Annotated in this window: 15 protein-coding genes; 13 read left to right on the top strand and 2 right to left on the bottom strand. The window is 44.3% G+C overall.

Annotated elements, in window-relative coordinates; genetic code table 11:
* Positions 1-55 precede the first annotated feature (55 nt).
* The 13 genes from I2I33_RS09810 (at position 56) to I2I33_RS09750 (ending at position 18,472) form a co-directional block, all read left to right on the top strand.
* On the top strand, positions 56-310 hold the full coding sequence (locus I2I33_RS09810; RefSeq protein ID WP_087420631.1) for a TIGR03905 family TSCPD domain-containing protein: 255 nt from the start codon (positions 56-58) through the stop codon (positions 308-310).
* 240 nt (positions 311-550) lie between these two features.
* Positions 551-1,483, top strand: a complete 933-nt coding sequence (locus I2I33_RS09805) for an ABC transporter ATP-binding protein (RefSeq protein ID WP_087420157.1) — start codon at positions 551-553, stop codon at positions 1,481-1,483.
* Positions 1,484-1,495: 12 nt separating this feature from the next.
* On the top strand, positions 1,496-3,784 hold the full coding sequence (locus I2I33_RS09800; RefSeq protein ID WP_087420158.1) for a Gldg family protein: 2,289 nt from the start codon (positions 1,496-1,498) through the stop codon (positions 3,782-3,784).
* Between the two features lie 18 nt (positions 3,785-3,802).
* On the top strand, positions 3,803-6,088 hold the full coding sequence (locus I2I33_RS09795; RefSeq protein ID WP_087420159.1) for a Gldg family protein: 2,286 nt from the start codon (positions 3,803-3,805) through the stop codon (positions 6,086-6,088).
* A gap of 52 nt (positions 6,089-6,140) precedes the next feature.
* Positions 6,141-7,328 carry a FecR family protein gene (locus I2I33_RS09790; RefSeq protein WP_087420160.1) on the top strand — a complete coding sequence of 396 codons (1,188 nt, stop codon included), beginning with the start codon at positions 6,141-6,143 and terminating at the stop codon, positions 7,326-7,328.
* Between the two features lie 173 nt (positions 7,329-7,501).
* Positions 7,502-10,894, top strand: a complete 3,393-nt coding sequence (locus I2I33_RS09785) for a SusC/RagA family TonB-linked outer membrane protein (RefSeq protein WP_087420161.1) — start codon at positions 7,502-7,504, stop codon at positions 10,892-10,894.
* A 19-nt stretch (positions 10,895-10,913) separates the two neighbouring features.
* Positions 10,914-12,380 carry a RagB/SusD family nutrient uptake outer membrane protein gene (locus tag I2I33_RS09780; protein ID WP_162613728.1) on the top strand — a complete coding sequence of 489 codons (1,467 nt, stop codon included), beginning with the start codon at positions 10,914-10,916 and terminating at the stop codon, positions 12,378-12,380.
* Positions 12,381-12,409: 29 nt separating this feature from the next.
* Positions 12,410-13,105: a DUF4843 domain-containing protein gene (locus I2I33_RS09775; RefSeq protein WP_087420163.1), complete on the top strand. Its 696-nt coding sequence runs from the start codon at positions 12,410-12,412 to the stop codon at positions 13,103-13,105.
* 14 nt (positions 13,106-13,119) lie between these two features.
* The gene (locus I2I33_RS09770; RefSeq protein ID WP_162613729.1) at positions 13,120-14,802 is read left to right on the top strand and encodes a PKD-like family lipoprotein; all 1,683 of its coding nucleotides are present in this window, start codon (positions 13,120-13,122) and stop codon (positions 14,800-14,802) included.
* Between the two features lie 340 nt (positions 14,803-15,142).
* A complete protein-coding gene (locus tag I2I33_RS09765; protein ID WP_087420165.1) occupies positions 15,143-15,700 on the top strand; it encodes a sigma-70 family RNA polymerase sigma factor in 558 nt (185 codons plus the stop codon).
* 151 nt (positions 15,701-15,851) lie between these two features.
* Entirely contained in the window at positions 15,852-16,010 is a 159-nt protein-coding gene (locus I2I33_RS09760; protein WP_158571832.1) for a hypothetical protein, read from the top strand.
* A 157-nt stretch (positions 16,011-16,167) separates the two neighbouring features.
* Positions 16,168-17,442, top strand: coding sequence for a DNA cytosine methyltransferase (locus I2I33_RS09755; RefSeq protein ID WP_087420166.1), 1,275 nt, complete (start codon positions 16,168-16,170; stop codon positions 17,440-17,442).
* Positions 17,426-18,472: a hypothetical protein gene (locus tag I2I33_RS09750; RefSeq protein ID WP_118594257.1), complete on the top strand. Its 1,047-nt coding sequence runs from the start codon at positions 17,426-17,428 to the stop codon at positions 18,470-18,472. The genes I2I33_RS09755 and I2I33_RS09750 overlap by 17 nt, the downstream gene beginning before the upstream one ends.
* A gap of 9 nt (positions 18,473-18,481) precedes the next feature.
* Here I2I33_RS09750 and I2I33_RS09745 read toward each other — a convergent pair whose 3' ends face one another.
* Both I2I33_RS09745 and I2I33_RS09740 read right to left on the bottom strand, forming a co-directional pair.
* A complete protein-coding gene (locus I2I33_RS09745; protein ID WP_087420168.1) occupies positions 18,482-18,964 on the bottom strand; it encodes a GNAT family N-acetyltransferase in 483 nt (160 codons plus the stop codon).
* 9 nt (positions 18,965-18,973) lie between these two features.
* The gene (locus tag I2I33_RS09740) at positions 18,974-20,593 is read right to left on the bottom strand and encodes a hypothetical protein (RefSeq protein ID WP_087420169.1); all 1,620 of its coding nucleotides are present in this window, start codon (positions 20,591-20,593) and stop codon (positions 18,974-18,976) included.
* Positions 20,594-20,686 lie beyond the last annotated feature (93 nt).

The raw sequence follows: 20,686 nt of genomic DNA, 5'->3' as shown, positions 1-20,686 counted from the left end.
AAGAGAGGTTCTTGAAATAATTCTATCTTTGCAGCGTCAAATTCAGATGGTCATTATGGCAAGAAAAGAAATTACATATACTCCCTCGGCAGAGGTTTGTTCGAAAGAGATTCATATTGTGTTGGAAGACGATGTGATCGTGGAAGTCGGTTTCAAGAAGGGATGTGCCGGGAATACGCAAGGGGTGGCGGCCTTGTTGAAAGGAATGAAAAAAGATGAGGCCATCCGTCGGTTGCGGGGAATATGCTGCGGACGAAAGTCAACTTCATGTCCTGATCAGTTGGCCCAAGCCTTGGAGAATATGGCGTAATTTAACCGTGTTTCTACCGATATAATTGGCAGAACGTTGAACAAAATAGAGATAAAGACGACACAAAGCTGAGATACAGCCGAGTTGTGTCGTCTTTATCTTTTTTGGATGTCTTGGATGTGCATAGCCTAAGCCCTAAACAGGGATAAATAAGGGTAGAAAATAGTACCGTTTTCTATTTCAGGTATTCTATAAAGTGTAAGTAAAACGTGTGGTAATATTTATTCAAAACTATACTTTATGGAAGAATCAATTGTTAAGGTAGAGCATTTATCTCATCGTTACAGTGTACAATGGGCGATTCGGGATATTAATTTTGAGATAACGGAAAACGGTATTTACGGTTTATTAGGTTCTAACGGGGCGGGTAAATCGACAACGATGAACATTATGTGCGGGGTGTTGAAACAGACGGAAGGGGAGGTTTTCATCAAGGGAGTAAGTATGAGAGAGAACCCGGTGGAGGCTAAGCGCTATATCGGTTTTTTACCCCAGAAACCACCCTTGTATAATGATTTGACCGTGGAGGAATTTTTGGCTTTCACGGCTAATATTCGTCGTATTCCCACGGGAGAAGTGACCGAGGCGATTAAGGTGGTGATGGGACGATGCGGGTTAAGCCATTTCCGCAAACGGTTGGTTCGCAATCTATCGGGAGGGTATCAGCAACGTTTGGGGATAGCCCAAGCGATTATTCACAACCCGGCATTTGTCGTGCTGGATGAGCCGACCAACGGGCTGGACCCGAATCAGATCGTGGAGATTCGGCATTTGATTAAAGAGATTGCCGAGGAACGTACGGTGATTCTCTCCACGCATATCTTGTCGGAAGTACAGGCTACGTGTGATTATATCCGGATGATAGAGGAAGGGCAAGTCGTTTTTGCCGGAACGGTGGAAGAGTTTGATAATTATATTGTACCGAACACGATATTCGTGAGTCTGGCATCGGCCCCGCCAGTGGACGAGTTGAAGATGCTCTCCGGTGTGGAGGATGCGGTGAGTATGGGAGGCATGGATTACCGGGTAAACTTTTCGGATTCCCGGGAGGCGATTACCCAGATCGTGGAGGCGAGTGTGACCCGGAATTGGCAATTGTTGGAGATACGTATGGAGAAGAGTTCCATGGATAGCGTGTTTGCCGAATTGTCGGCCAAGAGTAAGAACCGCTAAAAAGGAGAGCTTATGAAAATGATATTCAAGATAGCGAAGACGGAGTTACAGTCTTTGTTTTATTCACCAATTGCTTGGTTGCTTTTGGTGGTGTTTGCTTACCAGGTTGGGATGATTATGTCCGGGATGCTGGAAGATATTGTAGTTCGGCAGGCCATGGGATACGAATCGTGGAGAGTGACTAGTATTTTCGGGCAACTTTTCGGGAATGTACAGGGAACCCTGTATTTTTATATTCCCTTGCTCACGATGAACATGATTAGCCGGGATTTGAGTGGCGGGACGATCAAGTTGCTGCAATCGGCTCCTTTGCGTAATGCCGAAATCGTGTTGGGTAAATACTTGGCATTGATGATATTCGGGTTGGCCATGATGGGTATTTTGTTGTTTTACGTACTTTTTGGGGTATGTACGATTCAAAATATAGATTTTCCTTACGTGTTGACGGGAATGTTGGGGCTTTACCTGTTGCTGTGTGCATATGCGGCGATTGGTTTGTTCGTGTCCAGTTTGACTTCTTATCAAGTGATGGCGGCTTTCGGGACGTTGTTTATTTTGGCCATGTTTAATTACGTGGGTGGCGTGTGGCAGGATTACGAGTTTGTGCGGGATATTACTTACTGGTTGTCTATACGGGGACGGACGGAAGAATTTATTTACGGGTTGATTTGTAGCGAGGATGTGTTGTATTTCCTGATCGTGATTTTCCTGTTTTTGACATGGACGGTTTATCGGCTCATCAATCGGGTACAGAAACGGAGCTGGACTACTCGCTGGGGAATTTATCTGGGCGTGTTTTTGGTGTCGATTATGTTGGGGTACATGAGTTCCCGCCCGGCATTGATGGCATATCATGATTCTACCCGTACCAAGAGTAATTCATTGAGTAAAAGTAGTCAGGAGATCGTGGCATTACTGGATGGAAAGGTGAAGATCACGACTTACACGAACTTATTGGATAAGGATTTTTGGAGTACTTTGCCCAATCATATTAATTTCGATAAAGAAACTTTCCGTCCTTATGCACGTTTTAAGCCGGATCTGAAAATCAGATATGTTTATTTCTATGATAATGCGAATAATACGGAACTGGATGAACAGTATCCTGATATGAGCGACGAGGAGCGGGCGAAGCAAATTAGTGAAAGCTACGGTGTGCCCTTCTCGATATTCTTATCCCCGGAAGAGATGCGGAAGATTGAAGATTTGAGTGCCGAGGGAAATAAGACTATTCGGGTCATTGAACGGGAGAATGGACAGAAGGCATATTTGCGTTTCTACTTCCAAGGAGGTTGGAAAGATTCACCGGGAGAAGCAGAGATTTCGGCTGCGTTCAAGCGGTTGGTATCAGATGTCCCTACGATCGGTTTCCTTGCCGGACATGGCGAACGGAATATTTACCGGGAGGGGGATCGGGAATACAAGCGGATTTCCAGTGATAAAAACTCCCGCTCGTCGATGATTAACCAAGGATTTGATATCGAGGAGGTTTATTTAAATGCACCGCTTCCGGATAGTATTAGTATTCTAGTCATATCCGAGTTAAGATCCCCTTTATTGGCAAAAGAAATGGACCATTTACAAGAGTTTATTAACCGGGGAGGTAATCTTTTTGTTCTGGGAGGTCCCGGACGACAGGAATTGATGAACCCGATTATTGAACAGTTTGGAGTTCGCTTCATGCCGGGTCAATTGGTGCAACCCACCCCGTTACTTCAAGCGGATTTGATTCAGGCTATCCCGACGGACGAGGGTGTTGCATTTTGGTCAGCATTGGATTTTATCCGTAAGAATGAAGGCTGCGTGGCCATGCCGGGGTGCGTGGGCTTGGAATATACCCAAACAGACGGAATAACATTTACACCGTTACTTTCAACTGATACGACGGGTTGTTGGAATAGAATCGAGTCAACGGATTTCGTGCGGGATTCCGTTCTGTATACTCCTGAAGCGGGTGATCAAGCAGGAACTTTCACGACAACCTTAGCATTAACCCGTGAGGTGAATGGTCAAGAACAACGGGTTCTTATTGCCGGAAACACGGATTTCCTTAGTAACGGGGAATTTGCTATGGGACGACGAGAGGTTAGGAATTTTAATGGAATGTTGAAGCATGCCGCTTTTTATTGGTTGTCGCATGAAGAGCTACCAGTGAATACATCAGGAGCTGAACCTATCGATCGGAAATTGTATATCAGCGAGGCTGCCATGGAAGTCTGGTCTATCGTGTTCATGATCGTGATACCTGTTCTCCTTGCTCTTGCCGGGATCATTATATGGGTGCGTCGCCGCGGCCGTTAATCTTTAAAAGTTTATTTTATGAATATGATATATAAAATAGCAAAGACCGAGTTGCAGATGTTGTTCTACTCGCCTGTAGCCTGGTTGGTTTTGATTATATTTACGTTTCAATCGGGGATGATTTTCTCCGGGATGATTGAAATGATCGAACGGGAGCAAGCCATGGGCTATGATACGATATTTATCAGTGCTTCGCTTTTCAATCGCCTGTTCTATAATATACAGGATTATCTTTTCCTTTATATCCCTTTGTTGACGATGGGATTGGTTAGCCGTGATTTGGCAGGGGGTACGATTAAGTTACTGCATTCTTCGCCCATGACGAATTCACAGATCATTCTGGGAAAATTCCTTTCCATGATGATTTTTGCCCTGTTGTTGGTGGGAATCTTTGTGCTTTACGTGATTTACAGCCTGTTCGTGGTGGAAAACTTTGACCTATGCTATATTCTTACCGGGATACTGGGTATTTATTTGCTGATATGCACGTATGCCTCGATCGGTCTGTTCATGTCAACGATTTCCTCTTACCAGATCATCGCGGCGGTGGGAACCTTCGTACTTCTGACGTTCTTAAACTTCGTGAGTGGAATTTGGCAGGATATTGATTTCGTGCGGGATATAACCTTCTGGTTATCGCTTCGGGGACGGGCAGAAAGTTTCACGGGAGGATTGATCTCCAGCGAGGATATGATTTACTTCATCATGGTTCCGGGAATGTTCCTTTGGTTCTCGATCATTAAACTATCGTCTCGGGTAAGCCATGCTTCCAAGGGACGGAATGCCATGAAATACGTGGGAGTCTTCCTCGTGGTGGCTGTTGTCGGTTATCTGAGTTCCCGCCCTCATCTGATGGGATATGTTGATACGACCCGGGAAAAGAGCCGTACGCTCACCCCGAATAGCCAGGAAATCGTTAAAAAACTGGAGGGTGGTCTGACAATCACAACCTATAGTAACCTGTTGGATGATGATTTCATGAAAGCCATTCCTCGTTATCAGAATTACGATAAGGGCAATTTCCGGGAATACGTTCGTTTTAAACCGGAGATCAAGATGGAATACGTGTACTATTACGACTCGGTTCAAAACACAAAAAGAAGGGGATTTCTATCTGATCTTCCTTTAGAAAAAAGAGCCAGACAGATTGCACACTCCTATAAAATCAAGTTTTCGAGGTATTTAAGTCCCGATCAGATCAAACAGATCATTGACTTAACTCCGGAGGATAATCGCTTTGTCCGTCAAGTGACCCGGGAAAGTGGCGAGAAGATGTTCCTGCGACAATTTGATGATATGCGGCGTGACCCTTCCGAGGCAGAGATTTCAGCCGCCTTTAAACGGATGGTCATGGAACTGCCCACGGTTGGATTCCTGACTGGACACGGGGAACGGGACATGAATCTTTATCGAGACCGGGATTATGCCTGTTTCGCCCGTGATAAACGTTTCCGCTATGCTCTATTGAATCAAGGATTTGATGTACAGGAGGTGAATCTGAACGAGGATATCCCGACCTTAGTTAATATTCTGGTCATAGCCGACATGGCAAAACCCCTCACCGGAGAAGAGATGGAACGTCTACAGCGATATATAGACCGGGGAGGTAACCTGTTTATCGTGGGTGATCCGAATAGCCGGGACTACATGAACCCGTTGACTCAGCTCTTCGGTGTGGAACTCATGGAAGGAGTACTGGTCAAACCGACGGAGAACTTCCAACCTGATTTGGTGATGTCCCGACCGACGCCCGGAGCATTAGAGCTATCGTATTTCTACGAGACAATGGATAACTGGAAAATGAGTGCCGTTATGCCGGGGGCTGCCGGATTGAAATATACTGAGGACAAGGGATTCAAGGTGACCCCGGTCTTGCAGACCGATACCCTTGGCGTGTGGAACGAGTTGGAAACGATAAACTTTATCGACGACACGGTTCGCTTTAACCCGGCAGTCGGGGAGATAGAACAACTATACACGACGGCAGTGGCTCTGTCCCGTCCGATGGGAGATCGGGAACAGAAGATCGTGATACTGGGGGACGCGGATTGCATCAGCAACGTGGAACTCTTTAAATCCCGTGAAGAAGTCGAATCCGGTAATTTCTACATAATCTTGGGTTCCTTCTCGTGGCTTTCAGACGGGGAAGCTCCTGTAGATGTGCGTCGTCCGAAGTCGATAGACAATCGTTTGTTCTTGGGAAAAACCGGAGTAAAAGTCACGGATATACTATTCAAGTGGTTTATCCCGATTGCTCTACTGATCGGTGCGATTTTCGTGTCTATCAGAAGAAGGGGAAGATAATTTCCTTGGAAAAGTAGTACCAATTTGTATTTCAAGTATTCTTTAGATAGTTATGAGTATAGATAGCATACATATCATATTGGATTTGATTCTAAAATCCTGGGCAGGAACGCTCACGCAACCCGAAGAGGAGTGCTTGGACGAGTTGTTGGAAGATCCGGAGTGGGCACAACTGAAACGGGATCTGGAAGATGATCGTTTTATCATGGGACGTTTTAAAGAATACGAGAAATACGATAAGATTGCCGATTTTTCTTGTTTCTTGAAACGAATCCGGAAACATAAGAAACGGAGAATCTTGACCACGAGCGTGCGTCGTACGATTTACGTGGCAGCCTCCTTGCTTGTCTTTATCATGGCTGGTGGCGTGTGGTGGTCGGAGCGGACGACAATGGATTTCCCCAAAGAGAATCTGGAAGTTGTGATCGAGACAACCATCGACCGGAATAGCGTTCGTCTAATCCTGGGGGATAATCAAATGATCCCGTTGACTCATAAAAACGAGGCAACCGTGTTAGACATGAGAGGAATATTACATTCTGAGGGTCTGAGAACCTTGAACTACAAGTACGTGAAGAACGATACCTTGGAAAGCGTGGTCGAATACCACACGCTGATCGTACCCAAAGGAGAGAGGCAGAAAGTCATTTTCTCTGATAGCAGCTGGGTTGTGCTGAATGCACAGTCAACGATGAAATATCCGGTGGCTTTCCGTGGGGAAGAGCGAAAAGTATACGTGGAAGGAGAGGCCTATTTCGAGGTGACCAGAGACGAGGAACACCCGTTTATCGTGTCGGTCAAGAATTTTGACGTGCGGGTGCTGGGAACCAGCTTTAACGTGATGAGTTATGATGATGAATTCGCATCGAGTGTCACCTTGTTAACCGGGAAAGTGGAAACTACTTCCGGGCGTGATACGGTTCGGTTGCTACCGGGCGAGCAAGTGTCGATAACAAGTGATAACCGGATGACGGTTCAAAAAACAGATATAAATGTCGTAGTGTCATGGATGGATGGAAAATTCGGTTTTAGTAACGAAAGACTGGATGTGATCATGAGGAAGATTTGTCGTTGGTACGATGTAGAAGTACTGTATGCGGTTCCGGGAATTAGAGAGCGTCGTTTTACCGGGGCGCCTGCCAGTACTATGCCACTGAAAGAGCTGTTGGAGGCATTAAGTACCACGACAAATCTACAATTCTCCTTGAGGGATGGAATGATAACCATTAAACAAAATTAAAGCACGTAAGAAATTAACATTTAAACATGAATTGATAGAACCATAGGTATTCTAAATGGGAGAAGTATACCTACTAACTAATCTACAAACCGCGATGAAACCCGTGCGGGAGATCGTAATGGGATATGATGTCAAGCAAGGTTTCATCCTTATGAAAATTAAAACTGATCTATATGAAAAAGAAGAAGTCTAATCTATCTGCAAAACGCGGGAGAGTCGGCACGTTATTGATGCTGGTGATCCTGTTGCAGTCCTTTGGAATCGGAGTCAGTCGGGCACAGTCGAACGATGAACCGAGATTGACCGTGGAGTTCAGCGAAGCTCCTTTTATAGACGTGATCAATTACATCAAACGTCACACGAAACTTGATTTCCTTTTCAATAACGAGGAAATCCAGAAAATTCCGGCCGTGACACATGCTTTCAAATCTGTTCCGGTCTCACAGGTACTTCAAGCCTGTTTGGAGGGAACGGAATATACTTTCCGCTTGTTTCAGAACATGATCGTGATCCAAAAGCGGCAGAAAACCTTAGAGCCCGTTACCGTCCGGGGAAAAGTGTTGGATGAAAGGAGAATGAGTCTGCCCGGTGCCACGGTGATTGTGAAGGGAACCAGCATCGGGGGAAGCACGAATGACCAAGGAATGTTCGTGTTCAGTCTACCCAAGATGGATACGATCTACTTGTTGGTAAGCTTCGTCGGTATGGAAACCCAAGAGGTTGCGATCACGAACTTTGCACAGGAAGTAGTGGTGCGTATGAAATCTGACACGAAAGAGGTGGAAGAAGTGGTCGTGACCGGTTACGGTAATGTCCGGAAAACGAGTTTTACGGGTAATTCCGTGACCGTTTCGAGGGATGAACTATTGAAGGTTTCTAAAACAAACGTCATGAAAGCCTTGGAGGTATACGATCCCTCGTTCCGTGTGAAGACCAATAACCAATGGGGTTCCGACCCGAACGCCTTACCGGAGATGCAGATCCGGGGACAATCGAGTATCGGGGTGAAGGATTTGGACCGCAACACGCTCTCCAAATCAGCCTTGGAAAATAATCCCAACCTGCCGATCTTCATCATGGATAATTTCGAGACCACGATACAAAAAGTGTATGACATGGACCCGAACCGTATCGAGAGTATAACCATTCTCAAGGATGCGGCAGCGACAGCATTGTATGGTTCCCGGGCAGCCAATGGCGTGGTGGTCATCACGACGGTAGCTCCCAAATCGGGAGAAGTGCGGGTGACTTACAACATGGTCGGGACGATTTCAATGCCTAACTTGAATGATTATAACCTGATGAATGCCCGTCAGAAACTGGAGGCAGAAGTGGCATCCGGAATGTACGAGGCCGAAGGAGAGGATTTTTGGTTTAAAAAAATAAGAATAGAGGAGTACCAGGGGAAACTGAAAAACGTGCGGGAGGGAGTGAACACCTATTGGTTGGCGAAACCCTTGCGTACAGAATTTAATCATAAGCATAGTTTGTACCTGGAAGGGGGAAACGAGGAATTCCGTTACGGAATTGATTTAGGGTATAATAACGAGAATGGGGTCATGAAAGGATCTTACCGGGATCGTATCGATGCTGGATTCTCGATTTATTACACGACCTCAAAAGTACAGGTGAGTAATTATATCAGTTATGGCGTGACAAAAGAGAAGGAATCACCTTACGGGGAATTCTCGCAATATACCAAGATGTTACCCTACGAGCGCTACAAGGATGACGACGGTAAAATGTTGCGTATTTTACAATGGTCGCGGGTATTGGATTTCGAACCGTACAACCCGTTATACGAGGCCGATTTGGGCAATTATGACAAGGGACAAACTAACGTGCTGGTTGAGAACTTGAGCGTGAATTGGTTTATCAAGCCTACTTTCTGGGTAAAAGGAGAGTTGGGCATCAGCCATTCCACGGGTAAACGGGAGGCTTTTATTGATCCTTTGTCCGTTAAAAATAATCTGGAATATGGTGATGACCGGACTAACGTGGGGAGTTTAACTTTAACGAACACGGAATACACCTCGTGGGAGGGGAAACTGGCTATTTCCTATAATGAATCGATCAATAGTCATAACATCAATGTCGGGGGTGGATTGGAAGTAAAAACGACACGCAGGCGCACGAATACCGGAACTTATAAAGGGTTTCAGTCTGCCGAGTTTTCTTCACCCGAATTTGCCCGGTCGATGCCATATAAGCCTAATTTCCAAGAAGTGCAAACTCGTCTATTCGGTATGTTCGCCCGTTTGAACTACTCGTATCAGGATATATACCTTCTGGATGCATCTCTTCGAATTGACGGTTCTTCCGAGTTCGGTTCCGACAAACGTTACGCTCCTTTCTTTTCAGGAGGTTTGGGATTGAATATTCACAAGTACGCGTTCATGGAGAAATACGGTTTTGTCAATCATCTTAAAGTACGGGGTTCCTTCGGGCAAACGGGTAAGGTGAATTTTGCACCATACGCGGCAGTTCCTACTCACGAGATTGATATTGACGAATGGTATATTTCCGGTCCGGCGTCAAGTTTGATGACGACCCGCGGAAACCGGGATCTGAAATGGGAAAAGACGAATAAGTTTGATGTCGGTTTTGAGCTGGGGTTATTGAGAAATTTACTTTATCTTGAATTTTCATGGTATAATGAAATCACAAACGGCCTGATCACCGATGTCACGTTGCCGAGTTCCACGGGGTTCAGAACGTACAAGAGTAACATGGGAAAGGTCGAGAACAAGGGGTTCGAGATCCAGTTTCGGAGTGACTTGCTTAGTACTGTGGATTGGTACGTGGCTGTTTTTGCCAATTTAGCACACAATACGAACAAGATAAAGAAAATATCCGATGCCTTGAAGGCTTATAATGACGCGGTGAACGAGTATTACAACCAAGAAATCGAAAGTCTCTGGGACAAGGACAATCCAAATCTGAACCGGGTGATGACGAAATACGAGGAAGGGCAATCCCTTTCCGCGAAGTACGGGTTGAAATCCTTAGGGATAGACCCTGCAAACGGGCAGGAACTTTACGTGTACCGGGATGGGACGGTGAGCTACGATTGGATAGCCACCGAGATGCGAAATATCGGGGATGAAATGCCTTGGGGTACCGGTTCTTTCGGCGTGAATTTACGGTGGAAAAACATCACGTTCAGTACCAGTTTCCTGTATGAATTTGGTGGCGATTTCTATAACGAGACGCTGATTGACAAGGTGGAAAATGCCAAGATTGAGGAATATAACGTGGATCGTCGTGCCATGAGCCAGCGTTGGAAGAAATTCGGGGATGTCGTCATGTATAAGGATATTAAGGATAACAGGCAGACCACCGATCCGACTTCCCGTTTTATGCAGCGGAATAACGTGTTGAGTTGGAATTCCATGACGATTGGTTACGAGTTGGACCGGGAGATGTTGAAACGGATCGGGATCGAGAATATCCGGATTGAAGTCGGAACGAACGATCTGTGGCGGCTTTCCACGGTGAAGGCTGAAAGAGGTTTAAGTTACCCGTATGCAAATTCGGTAAACTTTTCCGTGAATGTTAGATTCTAATCGAATTAAATTTGTGATTATGAAAACAATAAGATATATCATGGGATTCTTCCTATTTTTTGCCTTGACTTCCTGTAATGATTGGTTCGAGGTAAGCCCGGAAACCCAAGTGAGTAGTGATGACCTGTACGAGAAGGGAAACGGTTTCCGGATGCAGGTGAACGGTTTGTATAAAAGTCTGGGGAGCAGTAGTCTGTATGCCCAGGAATTGACGTGGGGTTTTCTGGATGTTCTAGGACAGTATTATGTCCGGCAGAATTTGGATAATGCCTACCAAGAGGTGAATGATCGCCAGTACGAAAATGCCAATGTCCTGTCGATAATCGACGGAATTTGGTCGGGGATGTACAAGGTCATTGCCGATTGTAATAATATTATCGAACACGTGGATAAAGCCTCCAACAGTATTTTCGAGCTTGGTGAACCCGAACGGTTGAAAATACGGGGAGAGGCTCTTGCCGTGCGGGCATTTGTACATTTCGATTTGCTCCGACTTTTTGCCCCGGCTCCCACGGTGAATGAAAATGGCTCGTGGATTCCTTACGTGACTAGCTCGGAGTCCGTGATTAATAATAAATTGACTGTAAAACAAGTGTTGGAGAACGTGGTGCGTGATTTACTGGAGGCTCACACGTGTATGGTCCCGTGGGATTCAGCCATTGTTTATAGTGATTATTATAACGAGGAAGTTATCCGGATGTGGCATATCATGGAACGTTTTTGGACGGATTGGAATACCGAGAGTGAAATCGCGGAATTCTTCGGTCACCAACGTTCTCGTCTGAACATGGCGTCCATACGGGGAATGTTGGCACGCGTGTATTCCTATATGGGAGAGAAAAAGAAAGCGTACGATGCTATCGAGGAGGCTTTCGCGATGGGCGGTAAGTGGGAACCGTGGGGCTTTGAAGACATGGACTGGATTGAGCCGGGGCATGGTCGCCTGTTGAGTGACGTGGTTTTTAATGTTTACAATACCCGTGCGGGAGATATAAATGCCCCGTTTATGACGGCCGAGCGACCGCTTTATATACGTAATGTTTATGATTTGTTCCCGGCACAGCACCAGATTGACGGGCGATTTGAACGCTTGCTCAGTATGTTGAGCGGAAATTACTTGTCTATCAAGAGTAAAAAAGGGAATAATGATGTTGCATATCTTCCTATTTTACGCAAGAGTGAATTGTATTACATCAAGGGTGAGTACTTGGCATCTATCGGGCAAGTAAGTGAGGCCGTGGATTTGCTACGAGAAATCAGAAGTTCCCGGGGTGATATTTCTATGGATGACTTGAACACGATCACCACGGAAATGGGGTATATCGAGGCGATGTTGACAGATGCCCGGAAGGAATTTATCGGTGAAGGACAATCTTTCTATTTGTTCAAGCGCTTGAACCTGCCTGTTTTTGACGGGCTACAAAATGTTGATTTCCGGAACCTGTACACGTTGCCTGTTCCTAAAAGCGAAGAAGTGGTCTTTTAGAATTTGTAAACCTAAAAAAGTAAATTGAGATGAGATACATAATTATAATTCTCGTGGCCATATGCGTTTTTGCGGCTTGTTCCGAGGATAAGTTCACGACTTACGATTCGACGAGGTACTTGTACTTCGCGAAGGGAATAACGGCCGATAGTATTACCGAGTCTTTTTTCTTTTACCCGGACGAGACCACGCATGATATTCGGTTGGAGTTATTATTTGCCGGTGACCCGGTGACAGAGAACATGACCTACCGGATTGAAGTAGATGAGAGCTTGACTACTGCCGTAAAGGGAACGGATTTCGATTTCGAATCCGAGAGGACATGGCAGGCAGGCGAGGAACGTGACACGCTCGTGTTGAAATTGATCAAAACGGCAAAATTGGATAACCAGATGTTCCGGGTAGTTTTGAAAGTCTCTCCGACAACTGATTTCGAAATCGGACCGACAAAAAATGCACGTAGTCAGCGGATTGCTTTTACCTCGAAGGCGATAGCTCCGGCTTGGTGGGATGCCCATATCGCACGTTATTACCTGGGTGATTATAGTGATGCTAAATACGCGGAATTTATCGAGGCTACCGGCATTAGTGATATGACTAATTTTGGTCCTACCGAATTAAGGTATTACGCTTTGAAGTTGAAATACCACTTGCTGGAATTGAAAAATGCCGGAACTCCGGTCATGGATGGAGACGTGGAAATGAGTGTTCCTATTGTTGGATAATTAAAATGAATGTCATGAAGATACATAAATATATATGGTGTGCGGTTGTGATGTTTTTCCTTTACGGCTGTTTTGACGATAAGGGAAATTATGACTACACGGGGATTCCTGAGGTGAAAGTTCTCGGTTATATCACGAACGAGGAAGAGCTTGGGAGTTTCTGGGCTTTAACGGTAGGTGACGTGGTGGAGGTCGAACCTATTCTTGAATACACGGGTGATTCCACGGCTCTCGCTTTGAAATTCGAGTGGATTGCCGAGAATGGGACTACCGATGAGTTGAAAACGATCGGGTTCGGCAAGAAGTTGGTTTGGGAGACGGATATGGGTGGTTTCATAAGGATTTCCCTGTTTATTACAGACACGGTGACAGGTTATCAAATCATTCATGAAGAATTAGCCATGTGGCCAACGAATAGTGAATCGACATCAGAGGCGTGGATGGTGCTTTCCGAGGTGGATGGCAAGGCCTGTTTCTCCATACTTGAAGACGTGAGTAGTTGGGAGGGGGATAATTACGTGTATCGTTTCCGCGAAATGTTGAATTATTACCCGACGCAGAATGAGGGGCAGGAACTGGGTGGTCGTCCGGTGAAGATCATGAACCATTGGTTGGCAGGTGGAAGTACGTCAGCCCCCGGAATGTTACTTCTTCTTCAAAATGGGGGTATTGGCCCGGTTTACATGGGAAATCAGGATTATCGTCGGGCGCTTTACTTGAAAGATGATTTCATGAATGGTGTGTTACCTAACGTGAACTTCAAGGATGCAGTGGCGAATTCAAAGTGTCATGTTCTACTCTCTGAAGATGGGGGGGTATATTTGAAAGCGGTGGAAAATCTGGATGTATGGTTCACGGGTAAATACATTGATGTTCCTGCCACGATAGAAGGAGGAATGAAAATTGATCGTTTGATACGGATGTCTTACTCCGGGGATATTACGGGAACTTTTGCTCTTGATGTTCTGCATGATCGTTTGCTTTATATTCAGAATGAGAATGATTTGGAATACGAGGGAGTTTGGGGGGATGCGAATGCGATTACTGAAGTGTTTACTGAACCTGTCAATGGAATAACTCTCGCTTTGAATGACTTAAAAGATATAGACATTCTTTATTGTGGTTCTTACGTGGGAAAAGTCGAGTCGGAATCGGGTCGTCCAAGGAATACTGCCGACGTGTTTATGCTTTACAAGGATAACCGGGCAGGGAGTGCGAACGTAGGGCAATATTGTATCTATACCTTCCTGTTTGCTCGAGATTATGATTTGTGGATAAACAAGGCGACACCCAAGGTTGAAAGGGCTTTTCCGGCGGCTTTCCAATACGCGATTCATGAAGATGGCCAATTCTTTGTTTCTCCCAACGGGCAATATGAATTTCTGTTCTTTAGTTCCGGGGTGAATGACAGCGAGTTGTGGGGATATATATTCCGGGGAACGGGAGGAACGGATCCGGTGAAGTTGTTTGATTTTGGTGGACGGAAGATTACCCGGATCTCATCGACAGAATCAGGAAGTGGGGGAGGTGCGATGGGGATGGATTTAACCGTGGCGCTTGAAACCGGGGAAATATATATGTTCAACGTGAATAACTCTCATTTTGGCACGGGTATAACCCCGAAGTGGATGTCAACCAAGAGTTATGGCAAGATTATCGATATACGGTATGATGGTCCGGCTAAACATGCAATATAGGATTTAAGGAGTGTTGATAGAAGGCTGTTTAACAATCCGGCTACACGGCTGGATTGTTAAACAATTTTATTAAAGTCGTTTATTTTTTGTCTTTTAAGGTAGTACTTATCTCATTTTTAAGTATTTTTATTCTGAATATGTGGTACTAAGTGATAGGATTTATTAGATAAACAAATTGTAACAAACGGAGAACGGGACAAGGGAAAATGTGAATTAAATTCTTCTGACGAGGGGTAGATAATCGCTTGATTATTGAATCTTCGCCCCTTGGTCGTTCTTGTGTCTTCAATTGATGTTTTATCTCTATGTAAATGATATTTGACGTCTAATAGAAATAGATATGGTAAACCTTGAATCTATTTTGTCGGGCATTAACGCGAAGAATGAAAGATGCTGGGAGCAACTCTACACGTCTTGCTATGCGGCGATGTGCGTGTACGTGGAGTCGATCGTGAAGGATATGGATTGCTCCAAGGACATCGTGCAGGACTTACTGGTGAATCTCTGGCACTCGGATATTCGGTTCGCTTCCGGCCGGGAATTGATGGGGTACTTGTATAAATCTTTGTATAATAATTCTTTATTATATATCCGTAACAAGAAAAAGAGGGCGATGATTCTTGATAAAATAGACCAAGAGAAAGAAAACGAGGATTTCTCGAAGGATTTCATGCTGGACACCGTGCAGGAAGAGATCGTGCGCTTGCTACATCTTCATATTGGTGATTTACCGCGAGTGAGACGGCAGATCATGAAATTAAGTATTAGTGGTTTCTCCGGGAAGGAAATTGCCGATAAATTGGGTATTAGTGTGAACACGGTGAAGGTTCAAAAGAACAAAAGTATCAAATATTTGCGTGACCGGCTGATTCATTGTCGTCGGGAACTGGACTTGTGAGTGGTGTTTCGGAATATATTTTACACGATGTTAAATTTATGATTCTATTAAGAAAATGTTTGGTAAATACAAAATAATGTTATATATTTACAGTGAGCAATGATAGGAGCGAGAGTTTGATTTGAGTTAGTAACTTTTAAAATGAAAAGAGATGAAAACTAAATGGAATCAAATGGTAATCGTAGTTCTACTACTGGTCGTCATCACGAGTATTGTTGTTTACACGTGGATAAGTTTTGCGGAGTTAATCAATTTTTTTGATCATGCTGCGAGCGAGGCATTCACGGGAATGAAAGTGGTGGGATTGTAATGGAATTAACGTTGTGAACCCGGGGAGGTAACACTTGGGGGAATTGGTTAAATGGTAGATTAACCAAGGAAGGAATAAATGGCGGATAAATTTTCCGAGCAGTGTCAATAACCCGATAAATATTGTTATTTTTGTAGGTGTAAAAACGTACAAGTAAATGGCATCTAAAACGATTCGGGTATTATCTTTATTTTCAGGTTGTGGTGGAATGGATTTAGGATTGGAAGGAGGATTCTCTATCCATAAGGGATGTATTAATGAAAAAAGTAATCCTGATTTTATTGAAAAGCAAGAGCGAGGTGATTTGGTAAAATTACATTCTACTCGTTTTCAACTTGTTTTCGCCAATGATATTTTGAAAGAGGCCCGGACGGCTTGGACCCATTATTTCGCCAAGTACGGTTACACGCCGGATGTTTACCGGGAGGAAAGTATCGTGGATCTCGTGAAACGGCACAGGGCAGGGGAATTGGTTTTCCCGGAAAAAGTAGACGTGGTTACAGGAGGTTTCCCGTGTCAGGATTTCAGTGTGGCGGGGAAACGTAACGGTTTCAATTCTCATAAAGATCATAAGGGAAAAATTATTGATGGGGAGATTGCCTCGGAAGAAACCCGCGGTAAGTTATATATGTGGATGAAAGAGGTGATTGAAATCACGAAGCCCAAGCTGTTTATCGCGGAGAACGTGAAAGGATTGGTAAATCTTTCCAATGTGAAGGAGATTATTCAGCAGGATTTTTCCCGGGCAGATGGAGATGGGTATATCGTGCTGGAACCTCGTGTTCTGCACGCTGCGGATTACGGTGTCCCCCAATCCCGTGAGAGGGTAATTTTTATCGGTATACGTAAATCTGCGTTAACACCTGCAGCCCGTGAGGCTTTGATGCGTGATGTTATCCCCGATGAATACGTGCCTTATCCGTCGCCCAGTCATGCATATCATATTAAGAATAAGGGATTAATGCCCCCCCAGACGGTGGGAGGGATGTTTGCCGGGTTGAAGGAACCGGAAGATAGTGATGATCCTGCACAAAAGGTCTATTCCAAAGCCAAGTTTATGGGTACTCATTGTCAAGGTCAGACAGAGGTGGATGTTAACGGGATCGGGCCGACGATTCGGGCTGAACATCATGGTAACATTGAATATCGACGACTGTCAAAAGAACATGGCGGTATCATTGACAAGGAATTGAAAAAGGGATTGAAAGAGCGTCGTTTAACCCCGCGAGAATGTGCGTTGATACAGACTTTCCCTCTTGATTATGAATTTGTGATTCCTCATGAGGAAAACAAACAGAGATATATTCTAAGTCCTTCGGCAGCCTATAAGATTATAGGAAATGCCGTTCCGCCTTTATTGGCTTACCATATAGGAAAACGAATTGAGAATTTGTGGGATCTTTATTTCGAACCTGATGAAGTCATTATTTAGTTTTCATATGCAAGATGATCGTGCTTTCGAAGAGCTATTAGCAAAAGTAATAGACTTCATGAATCGGGAAGCATTGACGTTTCCGGAAAGGTATACTGGTTTATTAGGTAGTAAATTAGAAGACAAAGTCGTGGAGGTATTGCAACAATGTGCTGTCGGGACATGTTTTGAAGATCAGATCGTGAAATATTCCGGGCAACGTTTTCCTGATATTGTTATTGGTGGTTATTACGGGGTTGAGGTGAAAACAACGAAAGCTAATCATTGGAAGTCTACGGGAAGTAGTGTTGCCGAGGGGACTCGAGTGGAAGATGTGGAGCGAGTATACCTTTTGTTTGGAAAAATGTGTGAACCGGTTTGTTTTGTTTGCAAGCCTTACGAAGAGTGTTTATCGGAAGTCGTGGTAACCCACTCTCCTCGTTATTTGGTAGATATGAATTTATTAAAAGGAGAAACAATTTTTGACAAGTTGGGAATTCCTTATGATGAATTGCGTTGTCAACCGAATCCGATTCGAACCATTCTTGATTACTATCGTTCCCGGCTTAAAGAAGGGGAAGAATTATGGTGGTTGGATAATGATCATTCTAAGGTATCTAACCTTGTGATTCGTATGTGGAGTTCGCTATCTCCGCAAGAGAAACAGAAATACCAAATTAAAGGATTTATCTTTTTCCCAGAGTTATTAAGTAATCGTTCGGATAAATTCAATCGTATGGCTGTTTGGCTTGCAACTCAAGAAGGAGTTGTTTGTCCGAATCTAAGAGATATTTTCTCGGCAGGAGGGAAGGAGTGTATTACGAAAAACGGAGAGAGTTATCCTGGTGTGTCAAAAGTGATTGGGAAACTCTACCGGGAATTATCTGCAATAAAAGAATTTATTCAGCAGGTTGATGATGCTGAATTGCAGGAGTATTGGAAATGTCAATTCAATATCGGGGAAAAATGGGAAACGTGGTGTCAATTGGCAATCAATAATCTTGAAACAATCAACACAACCGGAATCCCTTTGAAGAAATTAATCTGTTAATTTCGTTTTCTACAATTTTAACCGGAAAATATCGGATACTTGTTTAAAGCCGTGATGCTCGAAGAATTGATGGGCAGAATGGTTGTTGACGCCCGATTCGAGATAACAATCCTGTATTCCTTTGTCCCGGAAACTTTCCGTCGCTTTTTGCAGGAGTTCCTGTCCGATACGCTTTCCCCGGTACGCGGGATCGACACTGAGGTCAAAGATAACCCCGTAAGGTCTGGCTCCGTCATTCGTGATGCCGAACAATACGAACCCGATAATTGTTCCGTTTTCCAGATATAGCAGGAGCGTGTTGTCCGGGTTTTCTACTTGTCGATCGAGATAATTTAGCCACATTTCCTTGTAATTAGGAGCAAGCTCGTTACTATCGAGAGCGATTCCCATTTGTAGTTCCCCGTGGGAAATGTAGGCTTTGTGTGATTCGATAATGCGAGAGAAAAACTCGCAGAGTTGCGTCCTGTAATCGATAGAATATGTCTGTATCATATATATAAATTAAATTTGGTGTGATTTTCTTTTACTATGTTTTTTCCGAAGGTAGTGAATAATTACCCGGATCATGATTTTCATACTGAAATATATACCAATAGAAGTGATAACGACCAGAACGACAGCTGTGAATATCCCAAATTCTTTGGAAATCATCGAAAACACGGGAGCCTCGCCGTTACCTTCCAATAATACTCCGAAAAGGGAGGCTATGGAAATGAAAAGAAGAATATTCTTCGTGCTGTTAGCCTCTTTCAGATCAGCTATATTGTTGGCATTTGTCAAGGATTTATCCACTCTTTCCGTGATGTCCTTTAATTGCTGCTCGTCTGCGTCAATTCGTAGTCTTCGGCTTGTCTCGTGGTACATGTGTTTGTGAGACATATAGCGCAGGTAGCGTACCGAATCGAGTTGCAGTATGACATCGGATAAGCTGATGCTTAGGCGGGCATTCTGCTCGATCATGTCCAGAATCTTGTCATTGATGATTGTGAATCCCTGTTGTCCGTCCTTTGATTCCGGGTGACTGTTATCCTTGATCGCTTGTCGGGAATTGAAGATATATTTATTCAGCACGTAGTTGATCGTGTGTTTTTTAGCCAACAGGATTTCGACTAACACAAGATATTCCGGCCAACTGACGTGATAACGGTCTCGTCGGGCCAAGTGTTTTTTCCAGTCGGTGGGAGCTTCTTTCCCACGGTTTCCGTACGTACCGATAACGAGACTCATGTTTTCATTTGCCAGCACAAGATCATCGGTGTCAATGGCGATGTTTTTCCCACAAATATCTTCAAAACTGGAATCCATGCGGTAGGGCCACTCTTCGGGGTAAAGACTCATGAGGCCCACGAGTTCCGCCTTGTGACATTGTTCGATATGTTCGATAACTTGGTCTTCCCGCATCTGGTCAAAACGGATTCGTCCCTCGTGACCGATACTTTCCCAAATATCCAGAAAGATATAATTATGCCATCCGTATTCGAACTCTTTGGATTCTTTACTTTTTCTTGAATCTTTTTGTCTTTGCCCGTCAAAGAAATAGCGGTAACGCTTTTGTACTTCATCGAAAGTGACACCTTTTGTTTTCACGGTTGTCGTGTGGACGTGTGATTCTTCGTCGATGTGCAGGTCACTGATTGAAACGACTTTCAAGGAACCGTCGATTTCTTGGCCTTTCTTCTTGTTGTTGTAAACCCAATGTTCCACATGTTGCACGATCCCCGCCACGGCAATCAGTTGATCCGTGTTGAATGGAACATCTGTTTGGCAAAATTTGGTCCCGTTAATTCTTCCTGTCGGGCTCACGATAATCCGGTAGGAGATTTCAACTGTCTTGTTGAAGAATACGGCAGCCCGTACATGTACGTGTCCCCATAGCCTAGCGGGAGCGTTCCCGTCAATGTCAATACATATATCGAACCCTTTCAAACGATAACGGTTGATGACTTTATCCGAATGGGTAAACAACTGGTCGTCAAAATGCCCGTCATCATCCTTTTTGATGAAGAAATTCGTTTCGGGGTTCAAGGGAATTTCAATTCCGGCAGAAGTAAAGGTCTGTATCAGAATGACGGAAAATTCATTGTAGATAAGACCGGATTCACACTGGTTGTAATTTCTCATAGTACGCACGTTTCGTGCAAATATAAGCAAATTTTATAAATAAAACGGAGAAAGTATTTTTTCATAAAAGCTGATTTATTAGGAGATATTAAA

This window comes from Butyricimonas sp. BSD2780061689_150309_C8 (assembly GCF_015560935.1).
Lineage (GTDB): Bacteria > Bacteroidota > Bacteroidia > Bacteroidales > Marinifilaceae > Butyricimonas > Butyricimonas paravirosa.
This window is presented reverse-complemented; position numbering and strand designations above follow the sequence as displayed.